This window comes from Methylocella sp. (assembly GCF_041905455.1).
Lineage (GTDB): Bacteria > Pseudomonadota > Alphaproteobacteria > Rhizobiales > Beijerinckiaceae > Methylocapsa.
Genome location: NZ_JAYRLA010000005.1, coordinates 127,659 through 142,543, shown reverse-complemented (window position 1 = coordinate 142,543; position 14,885 = coordinate 127,659). Strand labels below are relative to the sequence as shown.

The 14,885-nt window shown below is 72.4% G+C and carries 10 protein-coding genes; 5 read left to right on the top strand and 5 right to left on the bottom strand.

Translation table 11 applies throughout. The annotated features are described in order from the left end of the window. A partial coding sequence (locus ACE3OG_RS06215; protein WP_374306779.1) for a tetratricopeptide repeat protein occupies nt 1-1,084 on the bottom strand: 1,084 nt, incomplete at its 3' end. A 189-nt stretch (nt 1,085-1,273) separates the two neighbouring features. Between ACE3OG_RS06215 and ACE3OG_RS06210 the strand changes: the two genes are divergently transcribed. Continuing rightward, entirely contained in the window at nt 1,274-1,633 is a 360-nt protein-coding gene (locus tag ACE3OG_RS06210; RefSeq protein ID WP_374306777.1) for a response regulator, read from the top strand. A gap of 54 nt (nt 1,634-1,687) precedes the next feature. Further along, a complete protein-coding gene (gene hrcA, locus ACE3OG_RS06205) occupies nt 1,688-2,779 on the top strand; it encodes a heat-inducible transcriptional repressor HrcA (RefSeq protein WP_374306775.1) in 1,092 nt (363 codons plus the stop codon). An 18-nt stretch (nt 2,780-2,797) separates the two neighbouring features. Here hrcA and ACE3OG_RS06200 read toward each other — a convergent pair whose 3' ends face one another. After that, the gene (locus ACE3OG_RS06200; RefSeq protein WP_374306773.1) at nt 2,798-3,292 is read right to left on the bottom strand and encodes a MarR family winged helix-turn-helix transcriptional regulator; all 495 of its coding nucleotides are present in this window, start codon (nt 3,290-3,292) and stop codon (nt 2,798-2,800) included. 83 nt (nt 3,293-3,375) lie between these two features. On the opposite strand from ACE3OG_RS06200, the gene ACE3OG_RS06195 reads away from it, so the two are divergent. Continuing rightward, on the top strand, nt 3,376-3,726 hold the full coding sequence (locus ACE3OG_RS06195) for a hypothetical protein (RefSeq protein WP_374306771.1): 351 nt from the start codon (nt 3,376-3,378) through the stop codon (nt 3,724-3,726). A gap of 1 nt (nt 3,727) precedes the next feature. Here ACE3OG_RS06195 and mutS read toward each other — a convergent pair whose 3' ends face one another. Then, entirely contained in the window at nt 3,728-6,541 is a 2,814-nt protein-coding gene (gene mutS, locus ACE3OG_RS06190) for a DNA mismatch repair protein MutS (RefSeq protein WP_374306769.1), read from the bottom strand. A 73-nt stretch (nt 6,542-6,614) separates the two neighbouring features. Next, entirely contained in the window at nt 6,615-8,633 is a 2,019-nt protein-coding gene (locus ACE3OG_RS06185) for a potassium transporter Kup (protein ID WP_374306767.1), read from the bottom strand. A gap of 230 nt (nt 8,634-8,863) precedes the next feature. Here ACE3OG_RS06185 and hrpB point away from each other — a divergent pair, with 230 nt between their 5' ends. Then, complete coding sequence (gene hrpB, locus ACE3OG_RS06180) at nt 8,864-11,353, top strand: ATP-dependent helicase HrpB (RefSeq protein WP_374306765.1); 2,490 nt, start codon at nt 8,864-8,866, stop codon at nt 11,351-11,353. A 21-nt stretch (nt 11,354-11,374) separates the two neighbouring features. On the opposite strand, the gene ACE3OG_RS06175 is transcribed toward hrpB, so the two are convergent. Continuing rightward, nucleotides 11,375-12,694, bottom strand: coding sequence for a UDP-glucose/GDP-mannose dehydrogenase family protein (locus tag ACE3OG_RS06175; protein WP_374306763.1), 1,320 nt, complete (start codon nt 12,692-12,694; stop codon nt 11,375-11,377). A gap of 488 nt (nt 12,695-13,182) precedes the next feature. On the opposite strand from ACE3OG_RS06175, the gene ACE3OG_RS06170 reads away from it, so the two are divergent. Then, nucleotides 13,183-14,769, top strand: coding sequence for a sensor histidine kinase (locus ACE3OG_RS06170; RefSeq protein ID WP_374306761.1), 1,587 nt, complete (start codon nt 13,183-13,185; stop codon nt 14,767-14,769). The last annotated feature ends 116 nt before the right edge of the window (nt 14,770-14,885 follow it).

Genomic DNA, 14,885 nt, shown 5'->3' with positions numbered 1-14,885 from the left:
CGAGCGCCTGGGGATGGCGGCCGTCATGCTTCAGCGCCTCCTCGCAGCAGCGCAGCGCCTGCTCCGCTTCGCCCCATTGCAGCAGGATGTTGGCGCGGTTGGCGAGCGCCGGCAGGAAGGCCGGACGAATCCTCAAGGCCTCGCCATAAGCGGAGAAGGCTTCGTCGAGCCTGCCGAGCTCGTGCAGGAGGTTGCCGCGGTTGCAGATCGCCTCGCAATGGCGCGGGTCGAGGGCGAGCGCGTCGTCGTAGGCCTTGAGCGCCGCCGCGCGCCGCCCGAGGGCGTGCAGCGCGACGCCCTTGTTGTGCAGCGCCTGCGGATAGCCGCCCGGGCGGCGCGCGGCGGCCTCGAAGCAGGCGAGCGCGTCCTGCGAGCGCCCCAGCCGATGGAGCACGTTGCCGCGGTTGAGCTGCGTCTCGGCGTCCGCGGGAGAAAGCGCCGCCGCCGCGTCATAGGCCTTGAGCGCGTCCTCGAGCCGGCCGAGCTTCTGCAGCACGGAGCCCATGTTGAAGGCCGCCCCCGGATCGTCCGGGCGCAGCGCGGCCGTCGCCTCGAAGCAGGCGAGGGCCTCGTCGAGGCGGCCGAAGCGCTCGAGCAGGGCGCCGCGGTTGGTCAGCGCCCCGCAATGGTCGGGCTTCGCCCGCAGCGCCTCCTCATAGGCGGCGAGCGCCTCCTTCATGCGGCCGAGGCTCTGCAAAATGAGGCCGACCGAAAAGCGCGCCTCGACGTCGTCCGGCGCGAGCCGCGCGAGCTCCTCGAACGCCTCGAGCGCGTCCTGCGGCTGGCCGAGCCGCTGCAGGGCGATGGCCCGCGCCCCGAGCGCCTCGCGCGAATCGGGATTGAGGGCGAGCGCGCGGTCGAACCAGGACAGCGCCGCGCGCAGGTCCGCCGCGTTGAAGCAGACGAGCCCGAAGACGTAGGAGGCGAGGTCGTCGCGCGCGGCGAGCTCGCCGCCGCCGGCGAGCGCCGCCAGCGCCAGCGACGGCTGGCCTTCGCCAAGATGCGCGAAAGCCTGCGCGATCACGCCCTGCAACAGCGCCCTGTCGCGCTCGGGGGAGGGCTCGCGCGCAAGCGCAAGATCCATTTTCGCCACGCTCGTTCCTCAAGGCCTCGCGGACGCGTTATGGGCGACAGGCCGACGCCCGCTCGCCCGACGCGCAGTTGACCGCCGCGAGCTTTCGCCGGACTGACCGAAAATCGGAGGAGCCTTCGACGGAACCATTCGTTCGCGCGCGCATTCCGCTCAGGGTTCATCTTGCGATGGCGGAGCGCCTTGAAGATCGACGACGACTTCCGCGTCCTCGTGGTGGAGGACGAAGCCCTCATCAGCATGCTGATCGAGGACATGCTGGCCGACATCGGCTGCAAGCGCGTCGACGTCGCGCCCTCGGTCGAGGCCGCCCTCGACTCGCTGACGAAATCCGCGCCCGATTTCGCCATGCTCGACATCAACCTCAACGGAACGCGCAGCTTTCCGGTGGCCGACGCGCTCGCCTCGCGCGAGATTCCCTTCGTCTTCCTGTCCGGCTACGGCGCGCAGGGGCTCGACCAGGTCTATCGCGACGCGCGCGTGCTGCAGAAGCCGTTCCAGCTCGGCGAGCTCGAGACCTGCCTCGAGAGCGCGCTCGGCTAGGAATGCGCCGGCTGGCGCTTGCGCGCGGGCGCGCGGGCGGCCATTCTTTCCCTTATGACGTCGGCCGCCGACAGCTCCTTCGATCCCGCCCGCTCAGGGCTCGCGAGGCTCAACGAGCGCTCGCGCGAGATTTTCCGCCAGATCGTCGAATCCTATCTCGCCAACGGCGAGGCGGTGGGCTCGCGCCAGGTCTCGCGCCTCCTGCCGACGCCGCTCTCCTCCGCCTCGGTCCGCAACGTCATGCAGGACCTCGAGGAGATCGGCCTCATCTACGCGCCGCACACCAGCGCCGGGCGGCTCCCGACCGAGCTCGGCCTGCGCTTCTTCGTCGACGCGCTGCTCGAGCTCGGCGACCTCGGCCCGGGCGAGCGCGAGCAGATCGAGGCGCAGGCGCGGGCGGCGGCGCCCGACCGCCCGCTCGAGAGCGTGCTCGGCGACGCCATGAGCCTGCTCTCGGGGCTGACCCGCGGCGCCGGGGTCGTCGTCACGATGAAGGAGGACGCGCGCCTCAAGCACGTCGAATTCGTGCGCATCGAGCCCGAGCGCGCGCTCGCCGTGCTCGTCGCCGAGGACGGCTCGGTCGAGAACCGCATCCTGCACATTCCGCCGCTGCTGCCGAACTCCGCGCTCGTCGAGGCCGCCAATTTCCTCAACGCCCGCATCCGCGGCCGCACGCTCGCGCAGGCGCGCAGAGAGATCGAGGCTTCTCAGGCGGCGGTTGAGCGCGAGCTTGGCGAGCTGACCGCCCGCGTCGTCGACGCCGGACTCGCGAGCTGGGTCGAGGCCGGCTCGGGCGGGGCGCAGCTCATCGTGCGCGGCCAGGCCAATCTCCTGCAGGACCTCACCGCCATCTCCGACCTCGAGCGCATCCGGCTCCTGTTCGCCGACCTCGAGACCAAGAAGGACGTGATCGACCTGCTCTCCCGTGCCGAGGGCGGCGAGGGCGTGCGCATCTTCATCGGCTCGGAGAACAAGCTGTTCTCGCTGTCGGGCTCCTCGATGATCGCCGCGCCCTTCCACGACGAGCGCCACCGCATCGTCGGCGTGCTCGGCGTGATCGGCCCGACGCGGCTCAACTACGCCCGCATCGTGCCGATGGTCGACTACACCTCGAAGGTCGTCTCGCGCATGCTGCGCGGGTGGTGACGCCGCGCCCGCCGCAGGTCAGCCGGCGTCCTTGCCGGCGCGCTTTTGCTCTTTTCCCTCCTTGCCGGGCTTGTCCTTCACGCCGAGCAAGGCGTTGCGGATCCTGCGCAGCTCCTTGCGCAGCGGCTTGACCTCGTCCGCGTCGCGTCCCATGGCGCGCAGCAGCGCGTCCGGCGCCTCGCGCGCGCGCGCCTTCAACTGACGCCCGGCGTCGGTCAGGCGCACGCGCACCTGCCGCTCGTCCTTCGAGTCGCGCGCGCGCGTGACGAGGCCGCCGGCCTCGAGCCGCTTGAGCAGCGGCGTCAGCGTGCCCGAATCGAGGAAGACGCGCTCGCCGATCGCCTTGACCGGCAGGTCGTCGGCCTCCCACAGGACGAGCATGACGAGATATTGCGGATAGGTGAGGCCGAGCGCCGCCAGCACGGGGGCGTAGGCCCTGTTCACCGCATGAAGCGTCGAGTAAAGGGCGAAGCAGAACTGCTGATCCAGGCGCGGGCCGGGTTCGTCCACCATGTCGCGCTCCCATCAGGCTTTGCGCGATCCTATCAAATTCTCTCGCGCGCGGCCAAATCGCGCGCATGCCGAAAGCGTTCGACATGCCAACGTTTCGCCTCGCGGCGTGCGGTCTCTTCGCCGCCCTCGCCGCGTTTGCGCCCGCCGCCGGCTGCGCCGAAGCGGACGGGCCTGATTTCTATCGCGTCGTCGGATTGCGGCCGGGCGAAAAGCTCGCCCTGCGCGAGCGGCCGCAGGAGGGGGGGCGCGTCATGGCCTTCGCCCCGGCGGGCGCCCGGCTGCGCAATCTCGGCCGAACCAGCGGCGGCCTGAGCTTTTCCGAATGGGAGCAGGCGAGCCCGGCGCGCCGGGCGGCGGCGCGCCGGACCATGTGGCGGCTGGTCGAGCATCGGCGCGTCGCGGGCTGGGCGCGCGCCGTCCATCTCGCGGAATGAGTCAGCGGGACGGTTTTTCGCCGCGCAGCGTCTTGAGCTTGTAGAGCGCCTCGAGCGCCTCGCGCGGCGACAGCGCGTCCGGATCGAGCGCGTCGAGGGCGTCTTCAAGCGGGGAGGGCGCGGCGAAGGGGACGGGCGCCTCCGCCGCCTCGAGCGCCGGCGCGGGCGCGGCCGAGAACAGCGGCAGGTCGGCGAGCAGGCGGCCGTGGCGCGGGTCGCGCTCGCCCGCCTCGAACTCCCGCAAGAGGAGCTTCGCGCGCGCGACGACGCCCTGCGGCAGGCCGGCGAGCCTCGCCACCTGCACGCCGTAGGAGCGGTCGGCGGCGCCGGCGACGATCTCGTGCAGGAACACCGGCTCGCCCTTGTATTGCGCCACGCGCACGGTCAGGTTGTCGACGCGCTCCAGCCTTCGCGCGAGCTGGGTCAGCTCGTGGAAATGGGTGGCGAACAGCGCGCGCGAGCGGTTGACGGCGTTGAGGTGCTCGAGCGCCGCCCAGGCGATCGAGAGGCCGTCGAAGGTCGCCGTGCCGCGCCCGATCTCGTCGAGCACGACGAGCGAGCGCTCGGTGGCGCAATTGAGGATCGCCGCCGTCTCGACCATCTCGACCATGAAGGTCGAGCGCCCGCGCGCGAGATCGTCCGAGGCGCCGACGCGCGAGAACAGCCGGTCGACGACGCCGATCCTTGCGCGGCGCGCCGGCGTGAAGGAGCCCATTTGCGCGAGCGCGGCGATCAGCGCCGTCTGGCGCAGATAGGTCGACTTGCCGGCCATGTTCGGGCCGGTGACGACGGCGAGGCGCCCGCCCGCGCCGGAAAAGCCCGAGAGGTCGCAGTCGTTGGCGACGAAGGGCTTGCCTTCGGCCCGCAGCGCCGCCTCGACGACCGGATGGCGTCCGCCCTCGATCAGGAGGCTTAAGGAGCGGTCGACCTGCGGCCGGCTCCAGCCGCAGTCGGCCGCGACCTCGGCGAGCGCCGCCGCGACGTCGATCTGCGCCAGCGCGTCGGCCGCCGCGCCAACGCCGGCGCGTCCCGCGACGAGCGGCGCGGCGAGCTCGGCGAAGATCGCCTCCTCCCGCGTGATCGCCTCGTCGGCGGCGCCGGCGAGGCGCGCCTCGAGCTCGGCCAGCTCCTTCGTCGAGAAGCGCATGGCGTCGGCCATGGTCTGGCGGTGGACGAAGGTCGCGTCGAACGGCGGCCTCAGCAGCTTTTCGCCGAGCGCGCGCGGCGCTTCGAGGAAGAAGCCGAGAAAGGCGTTGCGCCTGAGCTTGAGCTGGCGCGACTGCGCGAGCTCGCAATAGCGCGCCTGCAAGCCCGCCGCGACCTGGCGCGCGTCGTCGCGCAGCGCCCTCATTTCGTCGAGCGCCGCGTCGAAGCCCGGCCGGACGAAGCCGCCCTCGCGCCGGCTGAGCGGCGGGTCGTCGGCGAGAGCCGCCTGCAGGCGCTCGAGCGGCGCCGGGTCGAGCGCGGCGAGCGCCGCGCGCGCCGCCTCCATGTCTTCGGGAAGCGGGCTCCCGGCCTCCTCGCGCAGCAGCCGTTCGAGGTCGAGGGCGCACAGGGCCGCGTCGCGCAGCGCGGCGAGGTCGCGCGGCCCGCCGCGGTCGAGGGCGAGGCGGGAGAGGGCGCGCATCGGATCGGGCGCCGCCTTGAGCAGCGCGCGCGCCTTGCGGCGCAGCGCCGGCGCCTCGACGAAGGCCTCGACGGCGTCGAGGCGGCGCGCGATCGCCTCAGGGTCGGTCAGCGGCGCGGCGAGCCGCTCGGCGAGCAGCCGCGAGCCGGCGGCGCCGGCGCAGCGGTCGAGGACGTCGAGCAGCGAGCCCTCGCGGCCGCCCGCCTGCGCCTTGGTCAGCTCGAGGCTCGCCCGCGTCGCGGCGTCGATCGCCATATGCGCGCCCTGCGTCTGGCGCGAGGGCAGGCGCAGGGCGGGGCGGGCGTCGAACTGCGTGCGCTCGACATAAAGAAGCGCGGCGGCGGCGGCGATCGTCTCGACGCCCGAGAGCGGGCCGAGGCCGTCGAGCGTCGCGAGGCCGAAATAGGCGCGAAGGCGGCGCGCCGCCGCCGTCTCGTCCTCGCCGGCGCGCCCGAGCGGGGAGAGCGCCGCGCCGCCGCGCCCGGAAAGGCTCCTGAGCGCGGGAAGATCGGCGAGCGCCTCGGGGACGACGATCTCGGCGGGGTCGAGCCGCGCCGCCTCCGCCTCGAGCTCGGCTTCGCGCGCCTCGCCGACGAGGAATTCGCCGGTCGAGATGTCGAGCGCGGCGTAGCCGAAGACGGGTCCCTCGTCCTTCCCCTCGCCCTCGCGCCGGGCGAGCGCCATCAGCCGGTTGGCGCGGGCGGGCTCGAGCAGGGCGTCCTCGGTCAGCGTGCCGGGCGTGACGAGCCGGCGCACTTCGCGCCGCACCACGGACTTGCCGCCGCGCTTCTTCGCCTCCGCCGGATCCTCGACCTGCTCGCACACGGCGACGCGGAAGCCCTGCGAGATCAGCCGGTGCAGATAGTCCTGCGCGCGCTCGACCGGCACGCCGCACATCGGGATGTCTTCGCCAAGGTGCTTGCCGCGCTTGGTCAGCACGATGCCGAGCGCCTTCGAGGCGGCCTCGGCGTCGGAAAAGAACAGCTCGTAGAAGTCGCCCATGCGGTAGAACAGGAGCGAGCCGGGATTGCGCGCCTTGATGTCGAGATATTGCGCCATCATCGGCGAGGGGGCGCGCGCGGCGGCGGACGCGCCCGCGGGCGACGCTTCGCCCTGCGCGCCTGCCGGCGGGACGGCCTGCGCCTCCGAGCTCTTTCCCGCGTTCTCGCCTGCGACGATCTTCAGCATGCCCGAAGGCTAGCAAAGGCGCCTGTCGCTTGCACGGGGCCGGCGGCGCCTCTCCGCAGGAAATTTGCGCCGTTCAGATCGTCAACTGCTCGCCGAGCTCGACGACGCGGTCGGAGGGAATGGAGAAATAGTCGGTCGGGTTGGCCGACTGGCGGAACAGGGCGATGAACAGCTTGTCCTGCCACATCGGCATGCCGGAGTTGGGCGCGGGCTTGATCTTGCGCCGCCCGACGAAGAACGACGTCGTCATGATGTCGAACTTGAGCCCGGCCTTGCGCAGCCCGGCCATGGCGGTGGGGATGCGCGGGCTCTCCATGAAGCCGAAATGCAGCACGACGCTGGTGAAGTCGTCGGATATCTTCTCGATCTCGAAGCGCTTTTCGGTCGGCACCCGCGGCGTCTCCTCGGTCTTGACCGACATGAGCAGCACGCGCTCGTGCATGACCTTGTTGTGCTTCAGATTGTGCATGAAGGCGGAAGGGGCGATCTCGGGCGAATTGGTCAGGAACACGCCGGTGCCCGAGACGCGCAGCGGCTTCGATTTCTCGAGCATGCGCACGAGGTCGCGCATCGAGATCGAATCGCGCCGCGTCTTGCGCGTCAGGAGGTCGCTGCCGCGCACCCAGGTCCACATGCAGATCATGGCGCAGACGGCGAGCAGCAGCGGCACCCAGCCGCCGTCGATCACCTTGACGAGGTTGGCGGCGAGGAAGGAGAGGTCGACGACGAGGAAGGCCGAGACGAACAGGACGCTGAGCCAGAGCGGCCAGTTCCAGTATTTCCACACCACCACGAAGGCGAGCAGGGTCGTCACCACCATGGTGCAGGTGACGGCGATGCCGTAGGCCGAGGCGAGCGCCGACGAGCTCTTGAACATCAGCACGAGGATCAGCACGCCGATGAGCAGCAGCCGGTTGACGCGCGGCAGGTAGATCTGCCCCTCCTGCGTCTCGGAGGTGTGCAGCACCAGCATGCGCGGCAGCAGGCCGAGCTGGATCGCCTGGCGGGCGAGCGAGAAGGCGCCGGTGATCACCGCCTGCGAGGCGATCACGGTGGCCATCGTCGCGAGCAGAACGAGCGGCGGCAGCGCCCACGGCGGGGCCATCAGGAAGAACGGATTCTCGACCGCGCCCGGGTTCGAGAGCACCAGCGCCCCCTGGCCGAGATAGTTGAGCACCAGCGAGGGCAGCACGAAGAACAGCCAGGCCGCCTGGATCGGCAGGCGGCCGAAATGGCCCATGTCGGCGTAGAGCGCCTCGGCGCCGGTCACCGCGAGGAACACCGAGCCCAGCACGATGAAGCCCAGAACGCCATGGCCGAACAGGAACCGCAGGCCGCGCATCGGATCGAAGGCGAGCAGGATGCGCGGCGAATCATGGATGTGCAGCGCCCCGAGCACGCCGAGGGAGAGGAAGAACACGGCCATGACCGGGCCGAAGAACACGGCGACGTGGCCGGAGCCGTGGCTCTGCACCCAGAAGATCGAGATCAGGATGACGATCGTCGCCGGCAGGATGTAGGGGGTGAACACCGGCGTCACCAGCTCGAGGCCCTCGAGCGCGGAGAGCACCGAGATCGCCGGCGTGATGATCGCGTCGCCCGAGAACAGCGCGGCGCCGGCGACGCCAAGGAAAAACACCGGCGCGGCGCGGTGGCCGAGCGCGCGCTGGGCGAGCGCCATGAGCGAGAGCGTGCCGCCCTCGCCCTTGTTGTCGGCGTGCATCAGGAACAGCACGTATTTGGCGGTGACGGTGAAGAACAGCGCGAAGATCAGCAGCGAGACGGTGCCGATCACCGCCTCGTCGGTCGCGCCGTCGCGGATATGGTGCAGCGACTCCTTGAGAGCGTAGAGCGGGCTCGTGCCGATGTCGCCGAAGACGACGCCGAGCGAGCCGAGCGCCAGCGCGCCGAAGCCGCTCCTGACGTGGCCGCCGCCGTGCGGCGCGCCATGGCCGGAGGAAGGGGCCGGCGGATGAGCGGCGTGGGACGGCGCCTCGCCGGCGGGCGCCGCGGGCGCCTGCGCCGCCGGAGCCTCCTGTCCCGCCTGCGCGGGGGCGGCCGCAAGCTCGCTCCGCCCGCTCTCCTGCGCCATGCCTCGTCCCTTCGGAAGCGCGCCGGCGGCCGGCGCCTCGATCGCCCGCGAAACTATCGCCGTTCGCGCCGCCTTCATAGCAGCCTCGCGCGCATCGGGCGCCGCCGTGGCGTCCGCGCCACAGCGCCTGAAATCCCGGAAAGCGCGCGGCGCCGCCGGGGTTCCGGCCCGCGCGCGACCTTCGCTCCGTCCTCTTGCGCCGCAGACGCCGACGCGCCATCAAGCCGGCGATGCCAGGGCCGGAGCCGCTTCCCATCGACGCCGCGCTGCCGCAGCTCGCGCAGGAGCTGCGGCGGACGCCGCGCGTCGTCCTCGCCGCGCCGCCCGGGGCCGGCAAGACGACGCGCGTCCCGCTCGCCCTCCTCGACGAGGACTGGGCGCGGGACGGCAGGTTCGTCCTCCTCGAGCCGCGCCGGCTCGCCGCCCGCGCCGCCGCGCGGCGCATGGCCTTCAGCCTCGGCGAGGAGGTCGGCGCGACGATCGGCCTGCGCACGCGCGGCGAGACGAGGGTCTCGGCGAAAACCCGCGTGGAAGTCGTCACCGAAGGCGTGTTCGCGCGGATGATCCTCGACGATCCCTCGCTCGAAGGGGTCGCCCTCGTCCTGTTCGACGAATTCCACGAGCGCTCGCTCGACGCCGACCTCTCGCTGGCGCTGGCGCTCGACGCCGCCGAGGCGCTGCGCCCCGATCTGCGCCTGCTCGTGATGTCGGCGACGCTCGACGTCGCGCGCGTCGCGGCGCTGATGGGCGGCGCGCCGGCGGTGGTTAGCGAAGGCCGCGCCTTTCCGGTCGAGACGCGCTGGCGCCCGCGCCGGCCACATGAGCGGGTCGAGGAGGCGGCGGCCTCGGCGATCCTCGCCGCGCTCGTCGAGGAGGAAGGCTCGATCCTCGCCTTCCTGCCCGGGCAGGGCGAGATTCTTCGCCTCGCGCGCATCCTTGAAGAAAAGATCCGCGATCCGCGCGTCCTCGTCGCCCCGCTCTACGCCGCGCTCTCGCGGCAGGCGCAGGACCGCGCCGTCGCCCCGGCGGCGCCGGGAACGCGGAAAATCGTGCTCGCCACCTCGATCGCCGAGAGCTCGCTGACCATCGAGGGGGTTCGCGTCGTGGTCGATGGCGGCCTCGCCCGCGCGCCGCGCTTCGATCCGGCGCGCGGCCTCACCAGCCTCGAGACAGTGAAAGTCTCGCGCGCCTCCGCCGACCAGCGGCGCGGCCGCGCCGGGCGCGTCGGGCCGGGCGTCTGCTATCGCCTGTGGGAGGAGGCGGCGACCGGTGCGCTGCTCCCCTTCGCGCCGCCGGAAATGCTCGCCGCCGACCTCTCCGGCCTCGTCCTCGACCTCGCCGTGTGGGGCGCGCGCGAGCCGGCCGCGCTGCGCTGGCTCGATCCGCCGCCGGCGCCGGCGGTGAAGGAGGCGCGCGCGCTTTTGCGCGAGATCGGCGCGCTCGACGCGCAGGGCGGGCCGACGCCGCTGGGGCGGAAGATCGCCGGCTTCGGCCTCGCCCCGCGTCTCGCCGCCATGATTCTCGCCGCCTCTTCGCGCGGCGCGAGGCTCGGCGCGCTCGCCTGCGAGCTCGCCGCGCTGCTGACCGAGCGCGGCCTCGGCGGCGACGAGGCCGACCTTTCGCGCCGCCTCGCGCGCTGGCGGGCGGACGGTTCGGCGCGGGCGCAGGCGGCGCGCGAACTCGCGCGGGGCTTTTCCCGCCGCGCCGGCCTGCCCGGGGGCGCGCGGCCGGCCGAAGAGGGGCTCGGCCTTTGTCTCGCCCTCGCCTTTCCCGAGCGCGTCGCGAAGGCGCGCGGCGCCGGCCAGCCGGGCGCATATCTGCTCGCGGGCGGGCGCGCCGCCGCGCTCGACCCGGCCGACGCGCTGGCGCGCGAGACCTATCTCGCCGTCGGCGAAATCGCCGGGCGCGCCGGCGCCGCGCGCGTCCTCGCCGCCGCCGCGCTCGGCGAGGCGGAGCTCGAGGACGCCGCCGGCGAGCGGATCGCGGCGCAGGACGAAATCCTGTTCGACGCGGCGAGCGGGGCGCTGCGGGCGCGCCGCCGGCGCCGGCTCGGCGCGCTGACGCTCGCCGAAACTCCGCTGCCGGCCCCCAAAGGGCCGGAGGCGGCGCGCGCTCTGGCGCGCGGCCTCCTCGGCGAGGATGGCGGCGGATTGGCCAGATTGCCCTTCACGAAGGCGCTGGCGCAGTGGCGCGCCCGCGTCGAATTTTTACGCGCGGCGGAGCCGGAGCGGGGTTGGCCCGACCTTTCCGACGCGGCGCTGGCGGCGGGCGCGCAGGACTGGCTCGCGCCCTTCCTCGACGGCGCGTCGAGCCTCGCCGAATTGCGCGCCGAAACGCTCGCGGCGGCGCTGCACGCGCTCCTGCCCTACGAGCTGAAGCGGCGGCTCGACGAGGAGGCGCCGGCGGAATTCGCGACCCCGGCGGGATCGAGGATCGCGCTCGACTATGGCGACGGCGTTCCGACGCTGAGCGTCAGGGCGCAGGAGCTCTACGGGCTTTCGACGCATCCGACGCTCGCCGGCGGGCGGATCGCGCTGAAGATCGAGCTGCTGTCGCCGGCGCTGCGGCCCATTCAGGCGACTTCGGACCTGCCCGGCTTCTGGCGCGGCTCATGGGCGGCGGCGCGGGCCGAGATGAAGGGACGCTATCCGCGCCATTTCTGGCCCGAGGATCCGGCCTCCGCCGCGCCGACGACGCGGGCCAAGCCGCGCGGAACGTGAGCCCGCGCGGCGCGCGGTCCGTCAGACCGCGAGCTTGCCGCCGCGGCCGACGTCCGAGTAGGCGAAGCCCCGGCGCGCCATCTCGGCGGGATCGTAGATGTTGCGCAGGTCGATCATCACCGGGCTCGTCAGCAGCGACTTCACGCGCGTGAGGTCGAGGGCGCGGAACTCGTCCCATTCGGTGACGATGACGAGCGCGTCGGCGCCTGCGCAGCAGGAATAGGGGTCGTTGAAATAGGTGAGCCCGTCGAGCACGAGCTTGGCCTGCTCCATGCCTTCCGGGTCGTAGGCGTGCACCTTGGCGCCGCCGTCCTGCAGCGCGGTGACGACGGCGATCGCCGGCGAATCGCGCATGTCGTCGGTGTTCGGCTTGAAGGTGAGGCCGAGCAGCGCGATGGTCTTGCCGCGCGCCGAGCCGCCGAAGGCGGCGAACACCTTTCGCGCCATCGCCCGCTTGCGCTGGTCGTTCACCGCCGAGACCGTCTCGACGATGCGGATCGGCGCGTCATAGTCCTGCGCCGTCTTGATCAGCGCCTGCGTGTCCTTGGGGAAGCAGGAGCCGCCGTAGCCTGGGCCCGCGTGCAGGAACTTGCCGCCGATGCGGTTGTCGAGGCCGATGCCGCGGGCGACGTCCTGCACGTTGGCGCCGACCTTCTCGCACAGGTCGGCGACCTCGTTGATGAAGGTGATCTTGGTCGCGAGGAAGGCGTTGGCGGCGTATTTGGTGAGCTCGGAGGTGCGCCGGCTGGTGAACACGAAGGGCGCGCGGTTGAGGTAGAGCGGGCGGTAGACCTCGCGCATCACGGTCTCGGCGCGCGGATCCTCGATGCCGATGACGATGCGGTCGGGCCGCTTGAAGTCGTCGATCGCCGCGCCCTCGCGCAGGAACTCGGGGTTCGAGACGACGGCGAAGTCGGCGTCCGGGCGCGCCTCGCGGATGACGCGCTCGACCTCGTCGCCGGTGCCGACCGGCACGGTCGACTTGGTGACGACGACGGTGAAGCCGTCGAGCCCGGCGGCGATGTCGCGCGCCGCCTGATAGACATAGGTGAGGTCGGCGTGGCCGTCGCCGCGCCGCGAGGGGGTGCCGACGGCGATGAACACCGCGTCCGCCTTGCCGACCGAGCCGACGAGGTCGGTCGTGAAGGAGAGGCGGTTGTGGCGCACGTTGTTGGCGACGAGCTCGGCGAGGCCCGGCTCGTAGATGGGCATCTTGCCGGCCTTCAGCGATTCGACCTTCTTCTGGTCCGAATCGACGCAGACGACGTTGTGGCCGAAGTCGGCGAGGCAGGCGCCCGAGACGAGGCCGACATAGCCCGAGCCGACCATAGCGATATGCATTTTCGTCCCCCAGAATGACCGATCGCGAGGCTCGCGAGCTCGCAGGATGGCGAAGATCGTCAGGTTCGTCCCGGCCCGACGACGGCGGGCGCCCAAGGCTCTAGCAGGACGCGTACCACGCTAGCAAGACATGCTGAAGCAATCATGATTTTCCGGCGAGCATAGGGCAAGCAAAGGGGGAGCGCCATTTTGTCGCCGCTCGCGCGCGGCGTTCCGTCATGGCGCCGTCATCCGGCGAGGCCGCGGCCTGCGCGCCGGGCCACTTGTCCCAAGGAAAAGAAAACATGGAAATTCGGCGCCGCCGGGCGACGTCGGCGCGTAAATACTTCGCGAGGCCCGCCGCCGCCGCGGCCGCGCGGCTCCCCTATGGGGGATGTGCGGCGAGTCCTTGTCTGGTACAGTATGTGCTATAGTCAATTTAGCGCGGGTCGCGGTTGGCCGGACAGGACGCCTCATCTTCGCGCGGGAACGCGCAGGGAGCGGATTCGATGAGCGAGCTCCCGACGCCGGCGGCCGCACAGGGCCGCGGCGGCGCGCGCCGCCGCAGGCCGCGCTTTGGCCTCGCCATGCGCGTGCTGGCGCTCAACACCGTTTTCGTCATCGCCGCCGCGACGCTGGTCTACCTGCCGGCGCTGTCGGGCTACCGCACCTACTGGCTGCGCAACCGCCTCGCCGCCGCCTACACCGCCGCGCTGGTGCTCGAGGCGGCGCCGAGCGCCATGACGCCTCCAGAGCTTTCGCGCCAGCTTCTCGACAGCGTCGGCGCGCGCGTCATCGTGCTCTACTCGCGCGGCACCAAGCGCATCCTGGCGGCCGCCGACCTGCCGGGCCAGGTCGACGCCGTGTACGACCTGCGCGACCAGAGCGTCGTCGGCGCGCCGGTCGAGGCGCTCGAGACGCTGTTCGCGCCGCCCGGACGCGTCATCACCGTGCTCGGCGACGCGCCGATGGGCGGCGACGCCGTCGTCATCACCATGGACGAGGGGCCGCTGCGCCGCGGCATGGCCGCCTACGCCCGCCGCCTCGTCGCCATGACCCTGCTGATCGCCGCCGTGGTCGCGGTGCTCGCGACCATCGCCATCAACGTCATGGTGCTGCGCCCGATGCGCCGGCTGACCTCCGCCATCACCGAATTCGGCGAGGACCCGGAGAACGCGGCGCGAATCATCGAGCCTTCCGGCGCGCGGCACGAGATCGGCCAGGCCGAGGCGGCGCTCGCCGTGATGCAGGAGCAGCTGGTGCGCGAGCTGAACCAGAAGAAGCATCTCGCCGCGCTCGGCCTCGCCGTGGCCAAGATCAATCACGACATGCGCAACATGCTGTCGTCGGCGCAGCTCCTGTCCGACCGCCTCGCCAACGTCACCGATCCGCTCGCGCAGCGCATCGCGCCCAAGCTCGTCGCGACGCTCGACCGGGCGATCCGCTTCTGCCAGGCGACGATGACCTACGGCCGCGCCGTCGACGAGCCGCCGAAGCTGCGCCGCGCGCGCCTGCGCCCGCTGGTCGAGGAGGCGATCGAAAGCGTGCGCCCGCAGGCGCCGCGCGTCGAGATCGTCAACGACGCGCCCGGGCGGCTCGAGGTCTGCGCCGACCCCGAGCAGCTGTTCCGCGTCCTCGTCAACCTCCTGCGCAACGGCGCCGAGGCGCTCGAAAGCGCCGGGCCCGCGCCGGGCTGGCCGGCGCGCATCACCGTCCACGCCAGCGAGCGCCCGGTCGACCCCGCGGCGAAGAGACGGCGCGGACGCGGCGCGGCGCAGGACGGCGGGGCCGGCGCGCAGACCCTGATCGAGGTCTGCGACACCGGCCCCGGCGTGCCCCAGGCGGCGCGCGAAAAACTGTTCTCCCCGTTCTTCACGGCCGACCGGACGGGCGGCACGGGCCTTGGCCTCGTCATCGCCGCCGACCTCGTGCGCGCCCACGGCGGCGAATTGACGCTCGCCCCGCCCGCGCCCGAAGGCTCGGGCGAGCCGCCCGGCGCGAAATTCGTCATCCGTCTGCCCGCCTTGCGCCCCACGGCGGAGGGCGACGGCTCCGCGGCCGGCGAGCTCGACGCGCCGCGTTACGAGCGGGTCTGAGGCCGCGTCCTTTTTGCGCGGGCGCCGCCTTCGCCGCCTCTTGGCGCTTGCGCGGGGGCGCGCCGCGCCGCACTGTGCCCGCCCCGGCGGCCCGCCGTTCATCCTTCGCCGCCCTC

Bases quoted from the DNA above. Each gene is read 5' to 3' on its own strand.
- hrcA (WP_374306775.1), top strand. From the start codon at position 1,688: ATGACGTCGGCCGCCGACAGCTCCTTCGATCCCGCCCGCTCAGGGCTC.
- ACE3OG_RS06200 (WP_374306773.1), bottom strand. From the start codon at position 3,292: ATGGTGGACGAACCCGGCCCGCGCCTGGATCAGCAGTTCTGCTTCGCC.
- ACE3OG_RS06195 (WP_374306771.1), top strand. From the start codon at position 3,376: ATGCCAACGTTTCGCCTCGCGGCGTGCGGTCTCTTCGCCGCCCTCGCC.
- mutS (WP_374306769.1), bottom strand. From the start codon at position 6,541: ATGCTGAAGATCGTCGCAGGCGAGAACGCGGGAAAGAGCTCGGAGGCG.
- ACE3OG_RS06185 (WP_374306767.1), bottom strand. From the start codon at position 8,633: ATGGCGCAGGAGAGCGGGCGGAGCGAGCTTGCGGCCGCCCCCGCGCAG.
- hrpB (WP_374306765.1), top strand. From the start codon at position 8,864: ATGCCAGGGCCGGAGCCGCTTCCCATCGACGCCGCGCTGCCGCAGCTC.
- ACE3OG_RS06175 (WP_374306763.1), bottom strand. From the start codon at position 12,694: ATGCATATCGCTATGGTCGGCTCGGGCTATGTCGGCCTCGTCTCGGGC.
- ACE3OG_RS06170 (WP_374306761.1), top strand. From the start codon at position 13,183: ATGAGCGAGCTCCCGACGCCGGCGGCCGCACAGGGCCGCGGCGGCGCG.